Source organism: Marinobacter sp. C7, from assembly GCF_022343555.1.
Classification (GTDB): domain Bacteria; phylum Pseudomonadota; class Gammaproteobacteria; order Pseudomonadales; family Oleiphilaceae; genus Marinobacter.
This window is the reverse complement of sequence record NZ_JAKQZH010000001.1, coordinates 862,651-883,933: the sequence shown is the minus strand read 5'-3', so window position 1 is coordinate 883,933 and position 21,283 is coordinate 862,651. Positions and strand designations below refer to the sequence as shown.

23 protein-coding genes are annotated in these 21,283 nt (G+C 59.9%); 10 read left to right on the top strand and 13 right to left on the bottom strand.

The features are described 5' to 3' along the window. Positions 1–44: 44 nt before the first annotated feature. A complete protein-coding gene (locus MD273_RS04155; protein WP_239036508.1) occupies positions 45–260 on the bottom strand; it encodes a dodecin in 216 nt (71 codons plus the stop codon). A gap of 86 nt (positions 261–346) precedes the next feature. On the opposite strand from MD273_RS04155, the gene MD273_RS04150 reads away from it, so the two are divergent. Beyond that, positions 347–1,183 carry a DUF3750 domain-containing protein gene (locus MD273_RS04150; protein WP_239036507.1) on the top strand — a complete coding sequence of 279 codons (837 nt, stop codon included), beginning with the start codon at positions 347–349 and terminating at the stop codon, positions 1,181–1,183. Here MD273_RS04150 and MD273_RS04145 read toward each other — a convergent pair. Both MD273_RS04145 and MD273_RS04140 read right to left on the bottom strand, forming a co-directional pair. Beyond that, positions 1,112–1,423 carry an AzlD family protein gene (locus MD273_RS04145; RefSeq protein ID WP_239036506.1) on the bottom strand — a complete coding sequence of 104 codons (312 nt, stop codon included), beginning with the start codon at positions 1,421–1,423 and terminating at the stop codon, positions 1,112–1,114. The genes MD273_RS04150 and MD273_RS04145 overlap by 72 nt on opposite strands. Then, a complete protein-coding gene (locus MD273_RS04140) occupies positions 1,420–2,160 on the bottom strand; it encodes an AzlC family ABC transporter permease (protein WP_239036505.1) in 741 nt (246 codons plus the stop codon). The genes MD273_RS04145 and MD273_RS04140 overlap by 4 nt, the downstream gene beginning before the upstream one ends. Positions 2,161–2,476: 316 nt before the next feature. Here MD273_RS04140 and MD273_RS04135 point away from each other — a divergent pair, with 316 nt between their 5' ends. Further along, positions 2,477–3,577 carry a Glu/Leu/Phe/Val family dehydrogenase gene (locus MD273_RS04135; protein ID WP_239036504.1) on the top strand — a complete coding sequence of 367 codons (1,101 nt, stop codon included), beginning with the start codon at positions 2,477–2,479 and terminating at the stop codon, positions 3,575–3,577. Between the two features lie 93 nt (positions 3,578–3,670). Beyond that, complete coding sequence (locus tag MD273_RS04130) at positions 3,671–5,083, top strand: sodium-dependent transporter (RefSeq protein ID WP_239036503.1); 1,413 nt, start codon at positions 3,671–3,673, stop codon at positions 5,081–5,083. A gap of 117 nt (positions 5,084–5,200) precedes the next feature. Here the strand turns inward: MD273_RS04130 and MD273_RS04125 are convergent, their stop codons facing one another. The 4 genes from MD273_RS04125 to MD273_RS04110 form a co-directional block, all read right to left on the bottom strand. Next, entirely contained in the window at positions 5,201–6,103 is a 903-nt protein-coding gene (locus tag MD273_RS04125; protein ID WP_239036502.1) for an NAD-dependent protein deacetylase, read from the bottom strand. Between the two features lie 16 nt (positions 6,104–6,119). Continuing rightward, on the bottom strand, positions 6,120–6,851 hold the full coding sequence (locus tag MD273_RS04120) for a polyamine aminopropyltransferase (RefSeq protein WP_239036501.1): 732 nt from the start codon (positions 6,849–6,851) through the stop codon (positions 6,120–6,122). Positions 6,852–7,054: 203 nt separating this feature from the next. Beyond that, positions 7,055–7,624, bottom strand: a complete 570-nt coding sequence (locus MD273_RS04115; RefSeq protein WP_239036500.1) for a DUF1415 domain-containing protein — start codon at positions 7,622–7,624, stop codon at positions 7,055–7,057. Positions 7,625–7,798: 174 nt separating this feature from the next. Further along, positions 7,799–9,385 carry an ABC-F family ATPase gene (locus MD273_RS04110; RefSeq protein WP_239036499.1) on the bottom strand — a complete coding sequence of 529 codons (1,587 nt, stop codon included), beginning with the start codon at positions 9,383–9,385 and terminating at the stop codon, positions 7,799–7,801. Positions 9,386–9,565: 180 nt separating this feature from the next. On the opposite strand from MD273_RS04110, the gene MD273_RS04105 reads away from it, so the two are divergent. Next, positions 9,566–9,844 carry a peptidylprolyl isomerase gene (locus MD273_RS04105; protein ID WP_239036498.1) on the top strand — a complete coding sequence of 93 codons (279 nt, stop codon included), beginning with the start codon at positions 9,566–9,568 and terminating at the stop codon, positions 9,842–9,844. A 14-nt stretch (positions 9,845–9,858) separates the two neighbouring features. Continuing rightward, complete coding sequence (locus MD273_RS04100; protein ID WP_239036497.1) at positions 9,859–10,794, top strand: VanZ family protein; 936 nt, start codon at positions 9,859–9,861, stop codon at positions 10,792–10,794. Here the strand turns inward: MD273_RS04100 and MD273_RS04095 are convergent. After that, positions 10,791–11,972 carry a M24 family metallopeptidase gene (locus MD273_RS04095; protein WP_239036496.1) on the bottom strand — a complete coding sequence of 394 codons (1,182 nt, stop codon included), beginning with the start codon at positions 11,970–11,972 and terminating at the stop codon, positions 10,791–10,793. The two genes, MD273_RS04100 and MD273_RS04095, sit on opposite strands and share 4 nt — an antisense overlap. A 97-nt stretch (positions 11,973–12,069) precedes the next feature. Between MD273_RS04095 and MD273_RS04090 the strand changes: the two genes are divergently transcribed. Further along, positions 12,070–13,149 carry an MBL fold metallo-hydrolase gene (locus MD273_RS04090; RefSeq protein WP_239036495.1) on the top strand — a complete coding sequence of 360 codons (1,080 nt, stop codon included), beginning with the start codon at positions 12,070–12,072 and terminating at the stop codon, positions 13,147–13,149. Here MD273_RS04090 and MD273_RS04085 read toward each other — a convergent pair. Beyond that, complete coding sequence (locus tag MD273_RS04085; protein WP_239036494.1) at positions 13,121–13,951, bottom strand: DUF2059 domain-containing protein; 831 nt, start codon at positions 13,949–13,951, stop codon at positions 13,121–13,123. The genes MD273_RS04090 and MD273_RS04085 overlap by 29 nt on opposite strands. Before the next feature lie 189 nt (positions 13,952–14,140). Here MD273_RS04085 and MD273_RS04080 point away from each other — a divergent pair, with 189 nt between their 5' ends. Further along, positions 14,141–14,770, top strand: coding sequence for a transglycosylase SLT domain-containing protein (locus MD273_RS04080; RefSeq protein WP_239036493.1), 630 nt, complete (start codon positions 14,141–14,143; stop codon positions 14,768–14,770). On the opposite strand, the gene MD273_RS04075 is transcribed toward MD273_RS04080, so the two are convergent. Next, entirely contained in the window at positions 14,771–15,670 is a 900-nt protein-coding gene (locus MD273_RS04075) for a LysR family transcriptional regulator (RefSeq protein WP_239036492.1), read from the bottom strand. Positions 15,671–15,801: 131 nt separating this feature from the next. On the opposite strand from MD273_RS04075, the gene MD273_RS04070 reads away from it, so the two are divergent. Continuing rightward, positions 15,802–15,996 carry a hypothetical protein gene (locus MD273_RS04070; protein ID WP_239036491.1) on the top strand — a complete coding sequence of 65 codons (195 nt, stop codon included), beginning with the start codon at positions 15,802–15,804 and terminating at the stop codon, positions 15,994–15,996. A gap of 88 nt (positions 15,997–16,084) precedes the next feature. Here MD273_RS04070 and MD273_RS04065 read toward each other — a convergent pair whose 3' ends face one another. Then, positions 16,085–17,767: an AMP-binding protein gene (locus tag MD273_RS04065; protein ID WP_239036490.1), complete on the bottom strand. Its 1,683-nt coding sequence runs from the start codon at positions 17,765–17,767 to the stop codon at positions 16,085–16,087. Between the two features lie 354 nt (positions 17,768–18,121). Further along, a complete protein-coding gene (locus MD273_RS04060) occupies positions 18,122–18,550 on the bottom strand; it encodes an Lrp/AsnC family transcriptional regulator (protein WP_239036489.1) in 429 nt (142 codons plus the stop codon). Positions 18,551–18,666: 116 nt separating this feature from the next. Between MD273_RS04060 and MD273_RS04055 the strand changes: the two genes are divergently transcribed. After that, positions 18,667–19,791 (top strand): arginine N-succinyltransferase, encoded by a 1,125-nt coding sequence (locus MD273_RS04055; RefSeq protein ID WP_239036488.1) that lies wholly within the window; start codon positions 18,667–18,669, stop codon positions 19,789–19,791. Next, positions 19,781–20,587 carry a DUF1338 domain-containing protein gene (locus MD273_RS04050; protein ID WP_239036487.1) on the top strand — a complete coding sequence of 269 codons (807 nt, stop codon included), beginning with the start codon at positions 19,781–19,783 and terminating at the stop codon, positions 20,585–20,587. Before MD273_RS04055 ends, MD273_RS04050 begins: the two co-directional genes overlap by 11 nt. 14 nt (positions 20,588–20,601) lie before the next feature. Here the strand turns inward: MD273_RS04050 and MD273_RS04045 are convergent, their stop codons facing one another. After that, positions 20,602–21,258, bottom strand: a complete 657-nt coding sequence (locus MD273_RS04045) for a protein-L-isoaspartate(D-aspartate) O-methyltransferase (protein ID WP_239036486.1) — start codon at positions 21,256–21,258, stop codon at positions 20,602–20,604. Positions 21,259–21,283 lie beyond the last annotated feature (25 nt).

Here is a 21,283-nt window from a genome sequence, read left to right as displayed (position 1 = left end):
CCTGACACGCTCAATGACGTGTTCGCAGGCACTGCGTAAAGGGCTCAGCTACCGGCAATCCGGAAGCCCACCTTCAGCACCACCTGGTAGTGGCCAACTTTCCCGTCCACGATGTGGCCACGGGTTTCCGTTACCTCGAACCATTCCATGTTCCGGATGCTCTTGCCGCACTCCTCGAGCGCATTTTCAATGGCATCCTCGATGCTCTTCTTCGAAGAGCCGACTATCTCCACTTTTTTGTAAACATGGTGATCGGACATTGGCTATCTCCCAGTACAAAAACGTTGTACTTTGAGATTAGAAGACAAGCCCGTGGCCAGCAAATGACGGCCGGAGAATCAACTCTATGAAACTATTGAAACACGGCGCGGCCTGGATCTTCGCCAGTCTGCTGACCCTTGTGGCCGGACCGGTCCTGATGGCCGCCAGCGGAACACTGCAGGGCGCGGAAAGCTGGCAGACAGCCAGCCGCGACAGCGCCAACATCGCCCCGGACCCTGACCAGCACAAGGGCGCCATCGTCCAGGTGTATGGCGCCCGTGCCTGGAGTTGGCGCGGTTATTTTGCAGTCCATACCTGGATAGCCACCAAGGAGGCGGGCGCCGCCCAGTACCGGGTCCACGAAGTCACCGGCTGGCGCCGCCATGTGGTGAACTCGCGAGCGTCCATTCCGGACCGGCGCTGGTACGGGGCGGAGCCGGTACTGTATGCCGACATCCGGGGAGAAGAGGCAGCTGAGCTGATTCCGCGGATCTATCAGGCCGTGGGGGACTACCCCTACCCGACCGAATATGAAGCCTGGCCCGGCCCCAACAGCAATACTTTCACGGCGTGGGTCATCAGACAGGTCCCGGGGCTGGACGTTGCACTCCCCAACCACGCCATCGGCAAGGACTATCTGGGTGAGCAGGTGGTAGCGGAAGTTCCCGGCGGCACCGGCTACCAGTTTTCCCTGGGCGGGTACTTCGGAGTACTCGCAGGCGTTCGTGAGGGCCTGGAACTCAACGTGCTCGGCCTGTCTCTCGGCATTAACCCGCTGGCTCTCGGCATCAAGCTGCCAGGGATCGGCGAACTCGCTTTGCGAAACCCCAACCCGATGGCAGGCGAGTCTTCAGAACAGATAACGGACCAGGGCAGCGGAAGCAATACCGGCAGCAATAGCGGGCAGGGGCTTCTGGAGTAGCAGCATGGTGATAGCGGTTACCGAGAGCGCGGCGATCGCTCCGGCGTCACCACTGAAGGCCATGGGAACGATGATCGCGATCAGCACCGAGCTTGCCATGGTGTTGATGAAGCTCTCGATCCGCGGACTGATACGCACGAAAGACATCGCGAAGACACCGCCAAACCGGGTCGCGAGGGTGACCAGAGTCATCACCGCAATCGCCAGCAATACCCCGAGCTCCGTGGTTGTAATGCTCATGTGGACTCTGCCTCCTCTGTCCCGGGCCCGACGGGTTTCCTGTCCAGCCAGAAGTAACCGATCAGGCCACCTGCGAGGGCGCCGGTCACCACGTGGGTGTTGGACGGCAACCATTTCCAGGCAGCCAGTGAAGCCGCCGCTGCCACTGCCCAAGCCACCAGTACCCGTGGGGATTTCTTCCCCCCCAGGGCCATCGCCAGCAGGAAACAGCCGAGCACCATATCCAGCCCCAGGCTCTTTGGGTTCTGCAGCAGACCGCCGAAATACACACCTAGCCAGGTCCCGAAAATCCAGGCCAGCCAGAGCACCAGCCCCCCTCCAAGGATGACCTCCAGGTTGCGACGGCCATTCTGGTAGTCCTGGGCAGAGACCGCCCAATTGGCGTCCGTGAGCAGAAGCAGCAGGCCATAACGCTTACCCGGAGCCACGTCTTTCAGCATGGGATAGAGCGACGCCCCCATCAGCAGGTGGCGGGAATTGATGGCGAACACGACAGCGATCAGGGGCAGCAGGGGCACTTCCCCTCCCCACAGTTCAAGTGCGGCAAACTGCGAGGCCCCGGCAAACACCGTGGTACTCATCAGAATGGCTTGCAGCGGCGCCAGACCGGCCTGGATGGCAGCCAGGCCGAAGGCACCACCAAAGGCCACCACGAACAGCGAGATGGGGAAAAGGCGCACAAACTCCGCGCGCACTTTCTGTGACTGGAGCTGATAAGGATATGAATGGTTAGGCATCGAAGAAAGCTAAGCCGGAAACCACCCAATTCGTATAGGTAGAAACCACTACCCCTCCTGAAAAATTTCCCGGGGCCAAACAGTTAGATGAGAAACTCAGACATTTCCCCGAATTATCCTGAGCCGGCTGACAAATTAAACGTTGACGTTAACGTAAATCAAGGCTAGGTTCTTCCCTGTCCAGCCTCACAAGGGCAGGCCCGGCACAATCCATCGGGCACGGACACCAGGAATCAAACATCCGGCCACAAGCCGGGATGACAAGAACAAAACAGACCTACCGCCGCGATCCGGCCAGGTGGGGGAGGATTTCAATATGAACGTGTTCAGCCATCCTGAGTTCGATAACCACGAACATCTGTCCTTCTTCTGCGATCCCGAGACAGGACTAAAAGCCATCGTTGCCATTCATAACACATCCCGGGGGCCCGCACTGGGCGGTTGCCGGATGTTTCCCTATGCCACTGACGAAGAAGCCCTTCGCGACGTTCTGCGCCTGTCCCGGGGGATGACCTACAAGTCGGCCCTGGCCAATCTGGACCTCGGCGGCGGCAAGTCGGTGATCATCGGCGATCCACGCAAGCACAAGAGCGAGGCCCTGATGGAGGCGATGGGGCGGCATCTGGAGAGCCTGGGCGGCCAGTACATTGCCGCCGAGGATTCCGGCACCAGTGTGCCCGATCTGAAAATCATGGGCCGGCACACCAGCCATGTGGCCGGAATTGCCGCCCGCACCGGTTTTGACGGCAACCCCAGTAACGGCGACCCCTCCCCCGCCACCGCTTACGGCACCTTTATCGGCCTGCAGGCCGCAGTCCGCCACAAGCTGGGCCGTGATGATCTCACCGGTCTGAAGGTCGCCATCCAGGGTATCGGCAATGTCGGCTTCCGCCTGGCAAGGCACCTCAAGGAAGCCGGAGCAGAGCTCTGGGTGTACGACATCCACGAGGACAACATGCGCCGCGCGGTGGACCAGCTGGGAGCAAAACCGGCCTCCGCGGAAGATATCCTGTTCCTGCCGGTGGATGTGATCGCGCCCTGCGCCATGGGTGCCGTTCTGAATGATCGCAGTATCCCGGAAATCCGGGCCGGTATTGTTGCCGGCGCCGCCAACAACCTGCTGGACCGGCCAGAGCATGACGCTATGCTCAAACAACACGGCATCCTCTACGCGCCGGACTTCGCCATCAACGCAGGTGGCATCATCGACGTGTTCTACGAGCGCACCGGCGCCACTCCGGAAAAGGTCCGCGCCCATGTGGACACCATCGGAGACACCCTGACCGAAATCTTCAACCGCTCTGACCGTTCGGGCCTTCCCACCGGGGAGATCGCCAATGAGCTGGCCGAGGAGCGGTTCCGCAAACATTCCGCAGGTGCTGGGCTGGCGTCCTCGCGGTTTGCCCGCACCGGTTGACCTGACGCCGGTGCCATCCCCCTTGGGGGCCGCAGATTTCTGCGGCTCTCCTTTTTCGCCCTGACACAAAAACAAGTACCACAGGAGATAGTCATGTCTGTCACTTCATCAGGATCAGCCACCTATTCGGAGGCCCTTGAAGGTTCAAACGCCAAGCGCGGGCTCTGGTCATCGAGGCTCGCTTTCATCCTGGCAGCAACCGGTTCCGCCGTGGGCCTCGGTAATATCTGGAAGTTCCCCTACATCACCGGCGAGAACGGCGGTGGCGCTTTTGTGATCATGTACCTGGCGTGTATTGCCGTGGTGGGCATCCCCATCATGATGGCCGAGGTCATGATCGGCCGGCGCGGCGGCCGCAGCCCGGTCAACAGCCTGCGCCTGATTGCAGAGCGCGACAAGCTCCACCCGGCCTGGAAGCTGGTAGGCGCCGTGGGTGTACTGGCAGGGTTCCTGATCCTGTCGTTCTATTCAGTTATTGGTGGCTGGGCAGTGTCTTATGTCGGAACGGCCGCCAGCGGCCAGCTCGCCGGCCAGTCGGCAGATGCCGTCGGCGCTATTTTTTCCGGCCTGTTGAGCGATCCGGGCACCCTGCTGCTTTGGCATACCGTATTCATGGCGCTGGTCATGGTTGTTGTGGCCCGAGGGGTTCGGGCTGGCCTGGAGCGCGCAGTCAGCATCCTGATGCCGGGTCTGTTCATCCTGCTGCTGATTGTGGTGGGTTATGCCATGACCTCCGGCTCCTTCGGCAAGGCGGTCACCTTCCTGTTCCAGCCGGACTTTTCCAAACTGACGACCTCAGGCGTTCTGGTAGCCCTGGGCCACGCATTCTTTACCCTGAGTCTCGGTATGGCGGTCATGATGGCCTATGGCTCATACCTGCCGAAGAAAATCTCCATCGCCAAGACTTCCATTACCGTGTCGATTATTGACACCGGCGTGGCACTGCTGGCCGGCCTGGCCATCTTCCCGATTGTGTTTGCCAACGGCCTCGAGCCGGGAGCCGGCCCGGGACTGATTTTCCAGACCCTGCCGCTGGCCTTCGGGCAGATGCCCATGGGCAGTTTCTTCGGCACCCTGTTCTTCGTACTGCTGATCTTCGCCGCCTGGACATCCGGGATCTCCCTGCTGGAGCCCATCGTGGAGTGGCTGGAGGAACAGAAAGGCATGAACCGTACCCTGAGCACCCTGGGTGCCGGCGTGGTGTGCTGGGCTCTGGGTATTGCCTCAATCCTGTCGCTGAACCTCTGGTCCGACTTCGCACCCCTGAGCTTCATTCCGATGCTGGAAGGCAAGACCATCTTTGACCTGCTGGACTTCTTCACCGCCAACATCCTGCTGCCACTGGGCGGCCTGCTGGTGGCGCTGTTCGCCGGCTGGGTGATGTCGAAGCAGGCGCTGGAGAAGGAGCTGTCCCTGTCGGCGTCCGCGTTCAGCCTCTGGTTCGTGACCCTTCGGTTCGTTACGCCGGTGGCTGTGGCGATCGTGTTTATCTACAACCTGATCTGATGCTTCAGTGAGTGAAGGAGGGGTCAGAAGAAAGCTTTCTTCTGACCCCGGGTTTACAGCAGATTTTCGTCCGTGAACCTGGGGTCTGATGAAAGCCTTCATCTGACCCCGTTTTCATCAGAGTTGCCTGAGCGCTGCGGCCAGGGTCTCCCCGATGCGGGCGTTCAGTTTCAAATCCACCAGCTCCTCGGCCCGGGTACGGCCCAGATTCAGGGTCGCCATGGGCTTGCCCCATTCCTTCCCGTAGCGACAGAACCGGAAACCGGAATACACCATCAGAGAGGAGCCGATCACCAGAAGGCCATCGCTGGCCTTGAGCACGTCCAGGGCGGAGGTCACCCGCTGTTTCGGCACGAAATCGCCGAAAAAAACCACATCCGGCTTCAGGATACCGCTGCATTTCGGGCAACCGGCCGGACGGAAATCCGAGAAATCCACTTCCAGATCGGCGTCGCCATCCGGAGCGGTGGTCGCCGTGTAATGCCGGAAGCCGGGGTTGAGATCGGCACACCGGTCATGGACTTCATCCCGTGGGCAGCGATAGCCACAGCTCATGCACAGCACTTCGTCAGCCCGGCCGTGAAGGTCCAGCACGCCGCGTGTGCCGGCTCTCTGGTGCAGGCGATCGACATTCTGGGTCACCACCAGGCTGCTGTGATTGAGCAACTCCAGGTCCGCAATGTGGAAGTGCGATGGGTTCGGGGTGGCATTACGCATCACCGGCCAGCCAATGAGGCTTCGGCCCCAATAGCGTTGGCGGGTATGGAAGTTTTCCATGAAGTCCTGATGCTGCACCGGCTGTTTGCGTTTCCAGGCACCATCACCGTCACGATAGTCCGGTATTCCCGAATCCGTGCTCACGCCCGCGCCGGTCAGGATCAGCAGGCGCGGATGGCGGTGAATGAACTGCGCCAACTGTTCGCCCGCTTGTTCCGGATCGTGGTTTTCCAGTGGCTGGTCCGTGTCCGGCAGGCGCTGACTGGCACTGAAGGGGCGTGTGCGATGGGTGGTCACTGGCATGGTCACTCCGGATCAGTCAGCCCGGTTTTCGGGCCACATAGACGGTGTTGAACGACTCCCTGTTCTGAAAGGGGTTGTAGAACGTTACGACGTGGCAGGCGACATCGATGAATCCTTCGCGCAACACAGCCATGAATTCATCATCCTCACCTTCGTTGGACCACATGGCAAAGATGCCGCCGGGTTTCAGTTGACGAGCCATCAGGGCCAGGTTTTCGACGGTGTAAAAACTGGCGCTGGAGTCGTGAAGCAACGCCCGCGGTGAATGGTCGATGTCCAGCAGGATCGCGTCGAATGGCTTGCCCGGTGCCTCGGGATCAAAGCCGCCGGTTTCGGGATCGGCTATGGCCAGGTCGAAGAAGCTACCGTGGACATACCGTGCGCGGGGGTCCGCGTTCAGCTCCTTGCCCAGTGGCACGAGTTCCTGCTGGTGCCAGCGGATGACCGGCTCCAGGTACTCCACCACGAGCAGTTCGCTTACCCGCTCGTGCTTGAGCGCGGCCACGGCGGTGTAGCCAAGACCCAGACCGCCAACCACAACACTCAGGTTTTCGCCCCGGGTTTCATTCAGCCCCAGGTCCGAGAGGGCGATTTCGGCGTCCACGAACATGCTGGACATGAGGAATTCCTCGCCCAGTTTCACCTCGTAGATATCCCGGTCACCGATGGCCGGAATGCGGCGCCGCCTGAGAGTGATCTCGCCAATCACCGAGGGTTGGCTGTCTATTTGTTCGAAAAGCAGTCCCATTGATTCTGACTCTTCTGATTGGTCCGCGTTTTGGGAACGTCTGACACTGGGAGTTTGCCACCCCCAGCCTGAGAGCAGGTGCAAGGAACGGCTGGGACGGCCCTTTCAAAACCCGCTCCTTCGGCACGTCCATGTGACGCTTGAGCTCCGCCATCCATGGCTCCGCACAGTTTTGAAAGGGCCGTCCCAGCCGTTCCCCTCGTTTACTCCCCTGTCCGCTCTGACGCAGATCTCTCTAAACACGATCTTAGAGTGTTTTGCATCCTCTCTGCGCCCAACTGCTCCATCAATTCGATATTTCGCTGGGGAATACCGTCCACATCTGGATAGCTGTCAATTGCCGCCTCCAGACTGGCTTCACGCAACAGATGCAACATCGGGAACGGCGAACGGTTGGTGTAGTTCTCCGCCGCATCCGGTTCGGTGCCCTCAAACTGGTAATCCGGGTGAAAACTGGCGATCTGGTAAACGCCTTCCATTTCCAGGTAAGCCAACAGACCGTCGGCCGCATCCAGGAACTCATTGTAGAGTCCAAAGTCCTGTAAGACACCCGGATGGATCAACAGCGTGGTTTCAATCTCCGGCTCGTCGTCCAGCCGCTGGAGTTCCGAATGCAGGGCGTGCAGCAGATCGTCTTCGGTCTGCGCTTCCGACACCACAAACCGCACCCGGTTCCGGACCAGCTCCCGTTTGGCGAACGGGCACAGGTTGTAGCCGACGACGACGTCTTCTACCCATTTTCGGGTTGCGTTAATAATCTCGGGCTCACCCAATTTCTTTTCCTCTTTACGATTGCGGCTACTCACAGGTTGGAGCGGCCGTGTGGGCCTGGCTTTCCAAAACTGTGCGGAGCCATGGATGGCGGAGCCCAAGCGTCACAGGGACGTGCCGAAGGAGCGTGTTTTGGAAAGCCAGGCCCACACGGCTGCTGCCCCCAAAGCCAGAACTCAAAGGTACCCCTGACTCCGAAGATAATCATCATAAGTGCCACTGAAGTCAGTAACCCCATCGGGCTTCATCTCAATAATCCGCGTAGCCAAGGAAGAAACAAACTCCCGATCGTGGCTGACGAAAATCAGTGTACCCGGATAGTTCTCCAGCGCCAGGTTCAGCGCCTCGATGGACTCCATGTCCAGGTGGTTCGTCGGCTCATCCATCAGCATGACATTCGGCTTTTGCAGAATCAGCTTGCCAAACAGCATCCGCCCCTGCTCACCACCGGAAATCACCTGCACGGATTTTCCGATATCATCACCGGAGAACAGCATCCGCCCCAGAGTCCCGCGAACCAGTTGTTCGCCACCTTTGGTCCACTGAGCCATCCAGTCGGTCAGCGTCTCATCTTCGGCAAAGTCCGCCGTGTGATCCTGCGCGAAATAGCCGACCTCGGCACTGTCCGTCCACTTGATCTCGCCGCCGTCCGGCGTATAGGCACCCGCCAGGCACTGCAGCAGAGTGGTTTTGCCGATGCCGTTGGGGCCGATGATTGCGACCCGTTCACCAGCTTCGACCTGGAGGTCCAGGTTGCTGAACAGCGGACCTTCATCGAACCCCTTGGTCAGGCGTTTCAGGGTGACGGCCTGGCGATGCAGTTTCTTGCCCTGTTCAAAGCGGATAAACGGGCTGACCCGGCTTGAGGGCTTCACCTCTTCCAGCTGGATCTTGTCCATCTGCCGGGCGCGGGAGGTGGCCTGTTTGGCCTTGGAGGCGTTGGCGGAAAACCGGCTGACAAACTGCTGCAACTCGGCAATCTGCGCCTTTTTCTTGGCATTGTCCGCCAGCATGCGCTCGCGGGCCTGGGTGGCGGCGGTCATGTACTCATCATAGTTGCCCGGGAACAGTCGCAGTTCACCGTAGTCCAGATCCGCCATGTGCGTGCACACACTGTTCAGGAAGTGGCGGTCGTGGGAGATGATGATCATGGTGCTGTTGCGTGCCACCAGGATGTTTTCCAGCCAGCGGATGGTGTTGATGTCCAGATGGTTGGTGGGCTCGTCCAGCAACAGAACGTCCGGGTCGGAAAACAGGGCCTGCGCCAGTAACACCCGCAGTTTCCATCCCGGTGCCAGTGCACTCATGGGGCCGTCGTGCTGCTCCAGCGGGATGTCCAGGCCCAGCAGCAGTTCGCCTGCGCGGGATTCGGCGGTGTAACCGTCCATTTCGGCAAACTGGACCTCCAGGTCCGCCACGGCCATTCCGTCTTCCTCGTTCATCTCCGGCAGCGAGTAGATACGGTCCCGTTCCTTTTTCACGTTCCACAGTTCCTCGTGGCCCATGATCACGGTATCCATCACGGTGCAGTCTTCGTAGGCGAACTGGTCCTGGCGCAGCTTGCCAAGCCGGGTATTGGGCTCCAGCATGACCTGGCCGGCGGAGGGCTCCAGGTCGCCACCCAGGATCTTCATCAGCGTGGACTTGCCACAGCCGTTGGCCCCGATAAGACCGTAACGGTTGCCGTTGCCGAATTTCGCGGAAACATTTTCGAACAGGGGCCTGGCCCCGAACTGCATGGTGATATTGGCGGTGGAAATCAAGAAAAAACCTGTAATGTAGGGCCGACCGGCGCCGGCAAAAAGAAAGCCGGCATTGTACAGGTTTGCCGCCCGGACTGTGAGGCAGCAGAAACACGGATAAAAAGCACTTGCCTCGGGCGGGCTGTGCGGGCAGCATTCCCGTTCTGACCTACCCTTTAATCCAGACACGGGATATTGATCATGGCACGAGCAACCGCACGCCACATTCTGGTGGACAGTGAAGCAAAATGTGAAGAACTGAAAAAGGCCATCGAAGGCGGCCAGGATTTTGCCGAAGTGGCAAAACAGCACTCCTCCTGCCCCTCCGGCCGCAACGGCGGCGACCTGGGTTCCTTTGGCCCCGGCCAGATGGTACCGGAGTTCGACAAGGCGGTATTCAACAGTGAGCTGAACACCGTGATCGGTCCGATCAAGACCCAGTTCGGCTACCATCTGCTGGAAGTAACCAGCCGCAGCTGATGGGTTCTGGCTCCATGCCGGTAAGCGTCTTTGAGAGCCAGCGATTACGTCTGCTGGCTTTTGCGGGCGTTGCCGGGGTGGCACCGCTGCTGTTCATAGGTGGACCGGACTGGGCGTCAGGCCCTTTCTACCGGTCCGTCTGGAATCTCGGCCATATCGGCCTTTTTGCCCTTCTGACCCTGGCGCTGAACCCCTGGCGATGGCTGAGTGGCTGGCGACTCTGGCTGGCAACCAGCGGCATCGTCTTGTTGCTGGGGATTGTCATCGAGCTGTTGCAGTCTGAACTGGACCGGCAGGTGGATTGGCGGGACATCCTGAGGAATCTTGAAGGGGTCTGGCTGGTGCTTGCCTGGGGGCCGTTACTGTCCCGTCAAGCGCCCTCAAACAGGCTTTCATGGTTTCTTGCCGCCCTCACCGGGCTCATACTGCTATTCGAACTGGCCGTCACCGGCACGGTCGCCGCCCGACAATGGCAGGTCAATCATCAGCTCCCAATGCTTTATGACTTTCGCCAGGAGGATCCATCTTCCTTCTGGACCGGTAACCCTTCGCCATCGACTCTTCACACGAACAACCAGCCCTACAGCCTGAAAATTGAACTGGGCACGGAAACCTATTCCGGGGTTTCGCTTGGCAACCTGCCAGCCGACTGGCGCGGCTATGGGCAGCTGATCATCACGTTGTTCAATCCCTCGCAGGAGCAGCTGACTCTCACGCTCCGGATCAACGATGTCGACCATGACCGCGGCGACAACGCCTACGGGGATCGCTTCAACACGCGCTTGGTGCTCGGCCCCGGCTTCAACACCTTCACTCTCGGTCTCGACGATGTCCGCAATGCACCGGCCAGCAGGACAATGGATATGGCCAGGGTGAGACGGCTGGGGCTTTTCTCGGTGCGGCTGCAAGCGCCGCGAACCGTCTATCTTTCGGACCTGAGACTCGATTAGCCGAGGGTCCAGGGGTTTCGGGTTATCGGCTCTGCGCCGTGGTCCGTGACCAGGATGGTTTCGCTGCACCCTATGCCCCACTGGTTTGGAATGCGCAAACAGATAGGCAGGTGAAATACCATTCCCGGCCGGAATTCCAGGTTGCCACCCCGGGCTATGAATCCCGAGCCCTCAACCCAGGAGGGCGGAAACTGGGCACCCACCGTGTAACCAAACACACCTGAGAAGAAGACTTTCCCGGACAGCGGGTCCAGTGCCCTCTCAGCGGCCTGGGCGGCGTAATCAAAGGTGACTCCCGGGCGAATGGAAGCAAGCAGGGTATCGACAATGCGTCGGCAGCCGTCGTGGACCCGTTCCATTTCCGAGGACGGACTTGCCCCGGCTACTATGGTCTGCATCATTGGCGCCGTATAGCGATGCCAGGCCGACCCGAACTCCAGGAACACCGGATCCCCCTCCTGGATCACCGTACGTTTATGGTTGCAGTGAATCACGCTGCTGCGACGGCCGGTCGTCACGATCGGCTGCATACTCATGAACTCGCTGCCGGCTTCCAGCAAGGCGCGGGCTCCGACCGCCGCGATGTCATTATCGGTAAGGCCCGGGCGCACTGCAGCCACTGCAGCCCTCAGGCCCTGCTCAGTTATCCGGGCACTTTCGCGCAGGAATCCGATCTCGGCCCCGGACTTCACGATCCGGATCTTCTTCAGCAAGCCGCCGTTGTTGAGGAACCGGACGCCGGGCATCCTCGCCTTCAATCCCTCGAGTACCCCCTGGCGCAGGGAACCGTGCCAGGCATCAATGCCCACCGTTTCGACCCCGTCGTTGAGCACCTGCACGAGCGGCTCGAGGACTTCGCCAATGCCCTCCCAACGATAGCCGCTGACCCGCGCGACCCGGGTCGTGACCATGGCTGGTCCCATCTCGATAGAGGGCACCTGCAGCAGAAGCTCTTCCTGGGTAACCACCAGAGCCACATGGACCGACACCTCAAAGGTGCTGTAGCCGGTCAGGTAGAAAATATCGGAAGGATCCGTCAGCAGCAGCGCTCCGAAATCCTCGCGGACCATACAATTCCGGACGCGGGCCAGCCGTTGGTCAAATTCCTTCTCGGTGAACGGGCATTCCAATCCCCGTAGTTGCGAGGACAAGGCTTTCTGATAGGCATTGAAATCCATAGCGACGCTCCCCACTCGCATATACTAGGGAGATTGGACCGAAATCCGGCTTTGTACAAATTTCACGCACCCGAAAAGCCACCGGATGGGGGCAGGTATGGATTGCACACGACAGCCCGGCAGCGCCGTGCAGGTCAGCGTTGAGTTGGGCGCACTCACCAGCGTTGCCAAGGACCCGCAAGTGGCGGTCAGGGTCGGCCCGGTCGTGGCGTCCCTGGTCAATGGAGTGGGTGGTGACCCGCTGTTGCAGCTGAGGCTGCTGCACGAATCCCGCAGCCTGCTGTTCGACCTGGGCGATACCGGGCGAATGCCTCTGCGTTCCGCCCATCAGGTCACCGATGTGTTCATCAGTCACTGCCATGCCGATCACATCGGCGGGTTCATGTGGTTCCTGCGCAGCCGGATAGGCCACTTTCCTCCCTGCCGACTGTTCGGGCCACCGGGGCTGATGGGCCATATCAGCGGCATGATCAACGGCATCCTTTGGGACAGGGTCGAGGATCGGGGGCCCAGGTTCGTCGTTCACGAGTGGCACGGGGATCATCTCAAACGCTGGAGGATCACGGCGGGTGACCCGGCACCGACGCCGCTCGAAGAGGAGCCCACACCCGACGGCGTATTACTCCGCGAACCGGAGTTCCAGGTTCGCGCCACCCTGCTGGACCACGGCACACCTGTCCTGGCCTATGCCTGGGAACCTTTCGGCAAACTGCAGGTACGCAACGACCGCTTGAAGGCCATGGGATTGCAGCCGGGCCCCTGGTTGCATGACCTGAAAATGGCGGTGCTGCGCAAGCGCCCCGACGAGCTGATCTCCCCCGGCCCGTCCGGTACCTGGCGCGCCGAGAACCTGGCCCGCCAGTTGTTGATCCAGGCTCCGGGAGACAAGCTGGTCTATGGCACGGATTTCGCCGGCACCCCGGATAACATCCGGAAAATGAAGGCATTGGCGGGGGATGCCCACACTCTGTTCTGCGAAGCTTCATTCATGACCGCGGACAAGGACCAGGCCCGCCGCACCCATCACCTCACAACCGAAGACTGTGCCCGGATTGCCAACGGGGCCAAGGTCCGGCAACTCATCGCTTTTCACTTTTCCCATCGTTATGAGCGCAAACGGCAGGCGCTCTATCAGGAACTCCGCGAATTCACTGACCGCCTGGTGATTCCGGACTGAGGAAACGGGACATCTGTTTGCCGATGCTTTCCACCGGTTCGGTAATCGCCTGCTGGATGCTACTGGTCACCACACGGGAGAACGCGGAGCCGGCATCGCTCTCGAGAAAATCCAGGTACAGATCCAGCTCCTGGTTGCTGATGTTGCGGTACGTGTACAGGTAACTGTCGTAAACCTGCTGCTCCATCACGCCCCGAAGCATGCTGCGCTGCCCCTCGATCCGCTGGCGGAGCTTCTCGTAGTGCACGGAGTCGGTGCTCAGGGCCGCCATCGCTGTCGCCATGCCCAGCTGCACGGCAATCGATGTATCCACGGCGCTCTCGGTAGCGCGGGATGCGCGATCGAACCGGTCAAACATACGGGCCCTTTCGGTCCCCTGATACTGTTTGTTCAGGGCCGGAGCCCGTGCCCGGACATCCTGCCAGCTGTCGGGGGCGGATGCCGCAATCTCGGCCTCCGATATCTTCCGGGCCACCGGGGTCTCGTACCAGTCACGTACCGCTGTCAACTGAGCGTCGGACAGATTTTCATCGAGTTCGGTGACGATCCGGCGCTCGATGTCTTCCGCCCGGAAACTGCTGCTGACAATATTGCCCAGGGTTTCAGCCACCATCGGCGGCACCTGGCCGCTCTGCTTCACACCTTCACGTATTCCCTGGCTCATCATGGCCGGGTACCGGGCAACGATGTCGTCAACCGGGGAGGCAGCCAGCACCTGCTGGGCACTCGGGGCGGCATTGGCTACGCCGCCCGCCAGCATCGTGACGACTAAAAGAGGTTTAACTAGGGTGCCAAGTCTCATTTCACTATCATCCTGCAATGGGAATTCCGCCGTTTATGACACGGTGGCGGGTCCCTCAGCAAGCCATTCAGAGCCCCCGGAGATGACAGTTTGGTAGGGAAATCGCGCAAGCCACGCTCCCGGCGCAGGCAGCGCCGCACAAAGCGCCTTAATGTATGGCGCGCGCGCGCCAAATGGTATGGATTACCGGTGCTGGGACTTCTGGTGGGAATGTGGGCCACCCTCAGGTTCAGCCTGCTGGCGCCGGATCCCCCCGCCAATCCTGACAACCTTTGCGAGATTTTCCGGGAACACACCGTCTGGTATGACTATGCCCGGGCCTCGCAGGAAAAATGGGGAACGCCAGTTGCCACCCAGATGGCCTTTGTCTATTACGAGTCCTCGTTCCGCAGTCATGCCCGCCCACCGAGAACCCTGCTCTGGGGACTGATTCCCTGGACAAGGCCCACTACCGCCTTCGGCTATGCCCAGGCACTGGACCCGGCCTGGCGGGAATATCTGGCGGCAAACGAGGGCGGCTGGCTGACCGTGCGCTCTGATATGGAATACGCCCTGGATTTCGTGGGCTGGTACAACCACCTGAGCCATGAACACCTGGGCATACCTTTTACGGCCCCCCGGGAACTCTATCTGGCCTACCACGAAGGCCGTGGCGGCTACGCCCGCCGGACCTACGACCGAAAGCCGGAGATCCGGGAGTTGGCAACCCGGGTCCGCAGCCGGGCCTTCCGCTACCACAACCAGCTCCAGCAATGCGAACAGGAGTTCCAGTGCTGGCGGTGGTACCAGTTCTGGCCGTTTTGCCGGGTGGAACAGTGATCAGAACGTGGTACTGATCTCGATCATGGACTCCAGCGCACGCAGACGATCCACCAGGAATTCCATAACGATACGCACCCGGGCCATTTGTTGGGTATCCTGGTTGACGTGCAACCACAAATCCACGCTTTCACCCTCCAGCGGATCCGATAACCGGCGCAATTCCTTCGCACTCTCACCGACATAACACGGTAGCACCGCGAGCCCGGCGCCCGCCCTGGCCAGGGATACCATGGATTGCAGGCTGTTGCAGCGGATCACCGAGGTGACATGCTTCAGGTGCTTGCGGTACCAGCGCCCGGTCGCCAGCTGACTGAACGTCTCGTCCGGGATAACCCAGAGGCAGTCCTCCGGCCGGTTATCGATGTCCATGTCCCGGTTCCGCCGGCAATAACGGGCGGAACCATAGACCGCGGATTCCACGGCGGCAATTCGTTCGCCCTCCAGCGTGGCCTGGGGTTTGTTGTCCGGCCGCAGAGTCAGATCCGCCTCCCGGTGCGAGAGGTTGGCAACATCGTTGTCGGTGAGCACTTCCAGCTCGATATCCGGAAACTCGCGGACCAGGTCCGCGAGAATCGGACTGAGCAGCTCGTTGAGCATCATGTCTTCCGCTGCCAGCCGGACCTTGCCCACCGGCGCGGAATCCCCGCCCACCAGTTTGCGCTCGAGGTTTTCCATGTCCGTGGCCAGCCTTTCGGCTTCCCGGAAAGCCATTTCTCCCACTGGCGTCAGCTGCAAGCCATTCTGGTTGCGTTCGAAAAACTGCACACCCAGCGACTCTTCCATCTGGTCCAGTCGCCTCAGAACCGTGGTTTGGTGCACACCGAGCAATTCACCGGCCTTTGCAAGGGTTCCGCCTATTGCAAGGGCCCTGACATATCGAAGATAATCCCAGTCCATAATCACTGCATATTTGCAACACGGATACGGAGTTTAACGTATTCAAGCTGCAAAAAAGAATCCTTAGAATAGTTTGTAAATTAAAGGTAGATCGCTAACCAATCCACCCGATAGATAAGGAGGAAGGCGCTATGACTCAGAACCATATCGCAACCGTAAACCCGCTGCCGTCCAGTATCCTCCACAACAGTGCTGAGGTCAGGCGCCAGTATACCCGTACTGCAGCGAAGCAGGCGGCGCAGTTTATCAGTCGCAAGGTACGCATTTTCAACCGCAAGGCAGCGGTTGTGGCTCAGGATATGCCTCAGGTTCAGGGCGGACACTGATTCACCGACGGTGATTCAGGTCAGAGAACAGCCTAAGAAAAACGCCGGCGATGATCGCCGGCGTTTTTTTTGGCCTGAAGAAAAGTGCTCAGAATTCCCAGACCACTTTGCTTTTCCGGGCAAACCAGTCTTCCATCCTGTTGTTATAGAAGTCCTCAATCACATTTCGCTTGATCTTCATGGTCGGCGTGAGCATACCGTTTTCCATGGTCCAGGGCTCTTTCACCACCACCACGAAAGCCACCTTTTCATGGGCCTCGCAGGCCGCGTTCACAGCATCAAGTTCGGACGCCAGCTCCTGTTCCAGCTCGGAGCGATCGGCGCCCCGCGCCAGCGCGCCCCGGGCCTCGTCGGATAACAGCACCATCATACAGGGCTGTGGCTGGTTGGCCCCTGCCACGCACACGACTTCCGCCTGTGGGTGGTTGAAGCGACTCTCGATGGGCACCGGCACCACGTATTTTCCTTTCGAAGTCTTGAACAGATCCTTCACCCGACCCGTGATGCGAAGATAACCGGCATTGTCGATTTCACCCATATCGCCGGTCTTGAGGAAGCCATCGTCGGTGAGATCTTCCCGGGTCTTTTCCTCGTTCTTGTAATAGCCGAGCATCTGACCCGGACTCCTGACCTGAACCTCACCACCCTCACCGATCCGGTGCTCAACCCCGGGATTAGCCATGCCCACATACCCCGCCCTGGCCTGACCCGGTCGATTGGCGTGGGAGTACCCGAAGTTTTCCGACATGCCGTACACCTCCAGAAGTTCGAGGCCCAGGTTGCGGTACCAGGAAACAATCTCTGCTGACAGGGGGGCCGCTCCGGTAAGCGCGGCCCGGCAGTGGTCGAGCCCCAGTTGTTTGAGAACCTTCTTTTTTACCAGCGAATTCAGAATGGGAATACTGAACAGCAGCTTCTGCTTTTGGGGCGGCAGTTTGGCATTGACCCCGAGGTAGAACTTCATCCACAGCCGAGGCACCGAGAAGAACAGCGTCGGCCGTGCACGCTGAAGGTCCTCCTGGAAGGTCTCGAGGGAGTTGGCGAAATAGAGATGGAAACCGAAGTACAGCGACTGGGTCTCCACGGCTGCCCGCTCCGCCACATGGGCCAGGGGCAGGTATGACAGCATGCGTTCCCCGGAGCTGACGGGAAACAGTTGCTGCAGACCGTCCGCCACCGACACCATGTTCCGGAAACTGTGCATCACGCCTTTCGGGCGACCGGTGGAGCCGGACGTGTAGACGATGGTTGCCAGGTCGTCAGGCTCCGGCAGTCTTGGCTGTGCCGGCTCCCGTTCTGCAACGATGTCCTGCCACCCGGGGAGGTCGTCCCTCGGTGACTGCGGCAGGGAAACGATCGGCAGATCGGCGGGCAGGCTGCCCTTGATATCGTTCCAGCCATCGGCGCTACCATCCATCTTGCCCAGGAACAGCAGCCTGGCCTCGCTGTGCTCCAGGATATAGGCCGCCGTTTCCCCGTTGAGGGTCGGATACAGCGGGACGCTGACATGACCCGCCGCCCAGATCGCCAGGTCCGCCAGTATCCAGTAGGCGCTGTTCTTGCCCAGCAGGCCGATGTTGCTGCGTTCCGGCAGCTCCAGGCTGATCAGGTAAGCGGCCATTCGCGACACCTGGTCCGCCGCCTGTTTCCAGGTAATGTCTTCCACCCGGCCATCGGGATAGGGCTGGGTGAGATAAACGTTATCGGGGGTCTGCTCTGCCCAGTAATACAGACAGTGCAGCGAGGTCTGCTTGCGTGGATCTACCGCCATTCGTGACTCCTGATTGTTATTGTTCGGCTGATCTGATGCGGTGGTCTATTGTTGTCAGAACCGTGCCTTAATAGTAGCTGACCCGGCCCGGGCCTCAATAGCAATAAAGGACGTCACGGTTGGCTTATTCATACGCAATGAGAGGCTGTTCAAAAAATAAACCGTGACATTCATCAAGACTGGTCTACAGTGAGGGAGACAGCGTATCGAACAGCATCACTGAAGGAGGTGCCTATGAAAACATCGACTCGCTCATTTCTGATCTTTCCCGCCTGGGGCATGATTCTCATTGGCTCCGGTGCGTTTCTCTACTCCGCCTATGCGGGACTGTTGGGCGGCTGAGCCGGGCCAACACTAGCGTCGGAACCGGGTCTCCAGCACGACGGCTGAATTGGTCCGCTCCACACCTTCAAGATTGCCGATGTCATCGAGCACCTGGCTCAGTTCTTCGAGCGACTGGGCCCGCACGATGGCGATGAGGTCATACTCACCGCTCACCGAGAACAGCTGCACCACCTGGCTGATGTCCTCAAGGGCCACATTGGTTCTTGCAGTCAGCTTTTGTACAACCTTGATGGAGACATGGGCCTCAACAAGGTTGGCCAGGTATTCCCCGCCCAATTCCACCGAATAGCCACGGATGATGCCGGCCTTCTCCAGCCGGGCGAGCCTGTTCTGGACCGTTGACCGGGAGACACCCAGTGACCGGGCCAGATCAGTAATGCTGGCTCTTGCATCCCGGCGAAGCAGCATGAGCAGTTTCTGATCTTGAGAGCTAATCATTTTGACATCCCGGCAAGTCAATTTGTCACCATTCTAGATCACTTCGAGCAGATTGAAACTGCAAACCGACACTACTCTTCCCCATACTGGCCCCAAAACAGCAGGGAAGATTCGCCATGATCATCAGACCGGTTGCACCAACAGACCTCGACGCCCTCTACCAGATTGCCGATGAGTCCGGCCCCGGCTTCACCTCCCTGATGCCGGACCGGGATGCACTTGCGCGGAAAATTGACCACGCCGGCGCCAGCTTCCGCCGCAATATCCACACCCCGGGAGACGAACACTACCTGTTCGTTCTGGAAGACGACGACACTGGTGCAATCATGGGCACCACCGGCATCGAAGCCTTCACCGGCCATACGCGCCCGCTGCATCACTTCCACCACAACACCGTGGTGCACCATTCCCGGGATCTGGGGCTGCGCCGGCAGGTGGAAACCCTGACCCGGTGCAGCCATTACAACGGTCGGACGGAAATCTGCTCGCTGTACCTGCGTCCGGAATACCGCAGGGCCAATGCCGGAAAGCTGCTGTCACGGGTCCGGTTCCTGTTCATGGCGCAGCATCCTGAGCGCTTTACCGATACTGTCATTGCCGAAATGCGGGGAATCTCCGATCACGCCGGGCAGTCCCCTTTCTGGAACTGGTTACGACACCATTTCGTTGATCTGGAATTTACTTCCGCCACCAGCCTGGTGGGCTCCGGATACACTGACTTCATAGAGGAACTGATGCCGGCTGCGCCGCTCTATACCCATCTGATGAGCGATGAGGCCAGGTCCGTGATCGGAAACGTTCATCCCCAAACCCGCCCCGCCCTGCGCATGCTCGAAAACGAAGGCTTCCGCCACCGGGGGTTCGTCGACCTCTTCGATGCCGGGCCGACGGTGGAGTGTGAGCTGCGTGATATCGTCAGCGTTCAGCACTCAGCACACTATGCTGCCAGATTCACCGCGGCGGGTGCCGGCGGGCATCCCCGAGTGACCACGGAACCGGTAATCGTCGCTACCAGCGGTACCATGGATTTCCGGGCGACCGTGACCGAACAGGCACTGATTGACCCAGAGGCCGGGACAGTAACCCTGCCGTCCAGTATCGGCGACCGGTTGGGCATCGGGAAGCAGGCGTCGGTCTGGTTACTGCCCCTCAATCAGGTCCGGGCCGGTGCTCGGAAACAAAAAGCGCTCTCGGCGGTCATCCCTGCTGACGAACACGGAGAACGACATTATGCACACTGATTATCAGAGCCTGTTCAGCAAACTCTGGGAAAATTACCGGGCCGTCACCCCGTCTGCAGAGCGGATTCACAAGCTTCTGGACGAGCGGGAATCGAAACCGGTAGTCAACGACCACATCGCTCTTCGCACCTTCAACCTGGCTCCTGTCGGGCTGGAGACCCTGGCCCGGCATTTTCTGGATCTCGGTTATCAGGCCTGCGGGGAATATCACTTTGAGGCCAAGAAGCTCTACGCCAGACACTTCGAACACCCCGACAAGCACGCGCCCAAGGTGTTCATCTCCGAGTTGTTGGTGGATCAGTGCTCCAACAGACTCCAGGAAATGGTTCAGGAGCTGGTCGATCAGGTCGATCCACAGAGCACAACGGCAGATGACTTCCTTTACTCCGGCCGTCACTGGCAGGTAAGCCATGACACCTACCGGGAATTACTGGAAGAGAGTGAATACGCAGCGTGGATGGCCGCCTGGGGCTACCGGGCGAATCATTTCACCGTCAGTATCAACGATCTCGACAGCATTCGCACCGTGGCGGAAATGAATCAGCTGCTCAAGGACAACGGCTTTACCGTCAACAGCAGCGGCGGCGAAGTGAAGGGATCACCTGAGGATCTGCTGGAGCAGTCGTCCACCATGGCGGATCGGGTCGTCGTCCGGTTCTCGGACCGCGAGGCCACCATTCCCAGCTGTTTCTACGAATTCGCGCTGCGCTATCCCAAACCCGACGGTGAGCTGTACAGCGGGTTCGTGGCAGCTTCGGCAGACAAGATCTTCGAAAGCACACACGCTGGTAGCTGACCACCACGCGGTTTTCACGACCACCCCTGCTCCCCGAGCAGGGGCACAAACCGGACCCCGCCAAGATTCTCGGTTCGGAATTCATCCTGCGAAACCCGTGTGACCCGCATCAGGGACTGGGAGATATACTCCGAGCCCACGGGAATCACCAGGTGCCCGCCCACGGCAAGCTGGTGCTTCAGGGCATCCGGCACAGCCGGCGCTCCGGCAGCCACCGTGATACCGTCAAACGGGGCCTCCTCCGGCCAGCCCATTGTGCCGTCACCGCAACGCACCCGGACATTGTCATACCCCTCAGCCACCAGGTTCTTGCGGGCGCGCTCAGCAAGCTCCGGAATCCGCTCGATACCGAACACCTCGGCGGCAATGCAGGCCAGTACGGCCGCCGCGTAGCCCGAACCGGTGCCGATATCCAGGACCCGCTCGCCCCCCCGAAGCTCAAGGGCGTCCGTCATCAGGGCGACAATGTAAGGCTGGGATATGGTCTGACCGGCCCCGATCGGCAGGGGACCGTCCTCATAGGCTGCGTCCCGCAGGCTGTCCGGCACAAAAGCCTCCCGGTGCACCCGGCGCATGGCCTCTACCACCAGCGGGTCGTCGATACCCCGGCTGATGATCTGGTAATCCACCATGGATTCCCGTCTTGATGTAAACCTGTCGTCAGCTGTCATTTTCAGACCTCCCCGGCCACTTACC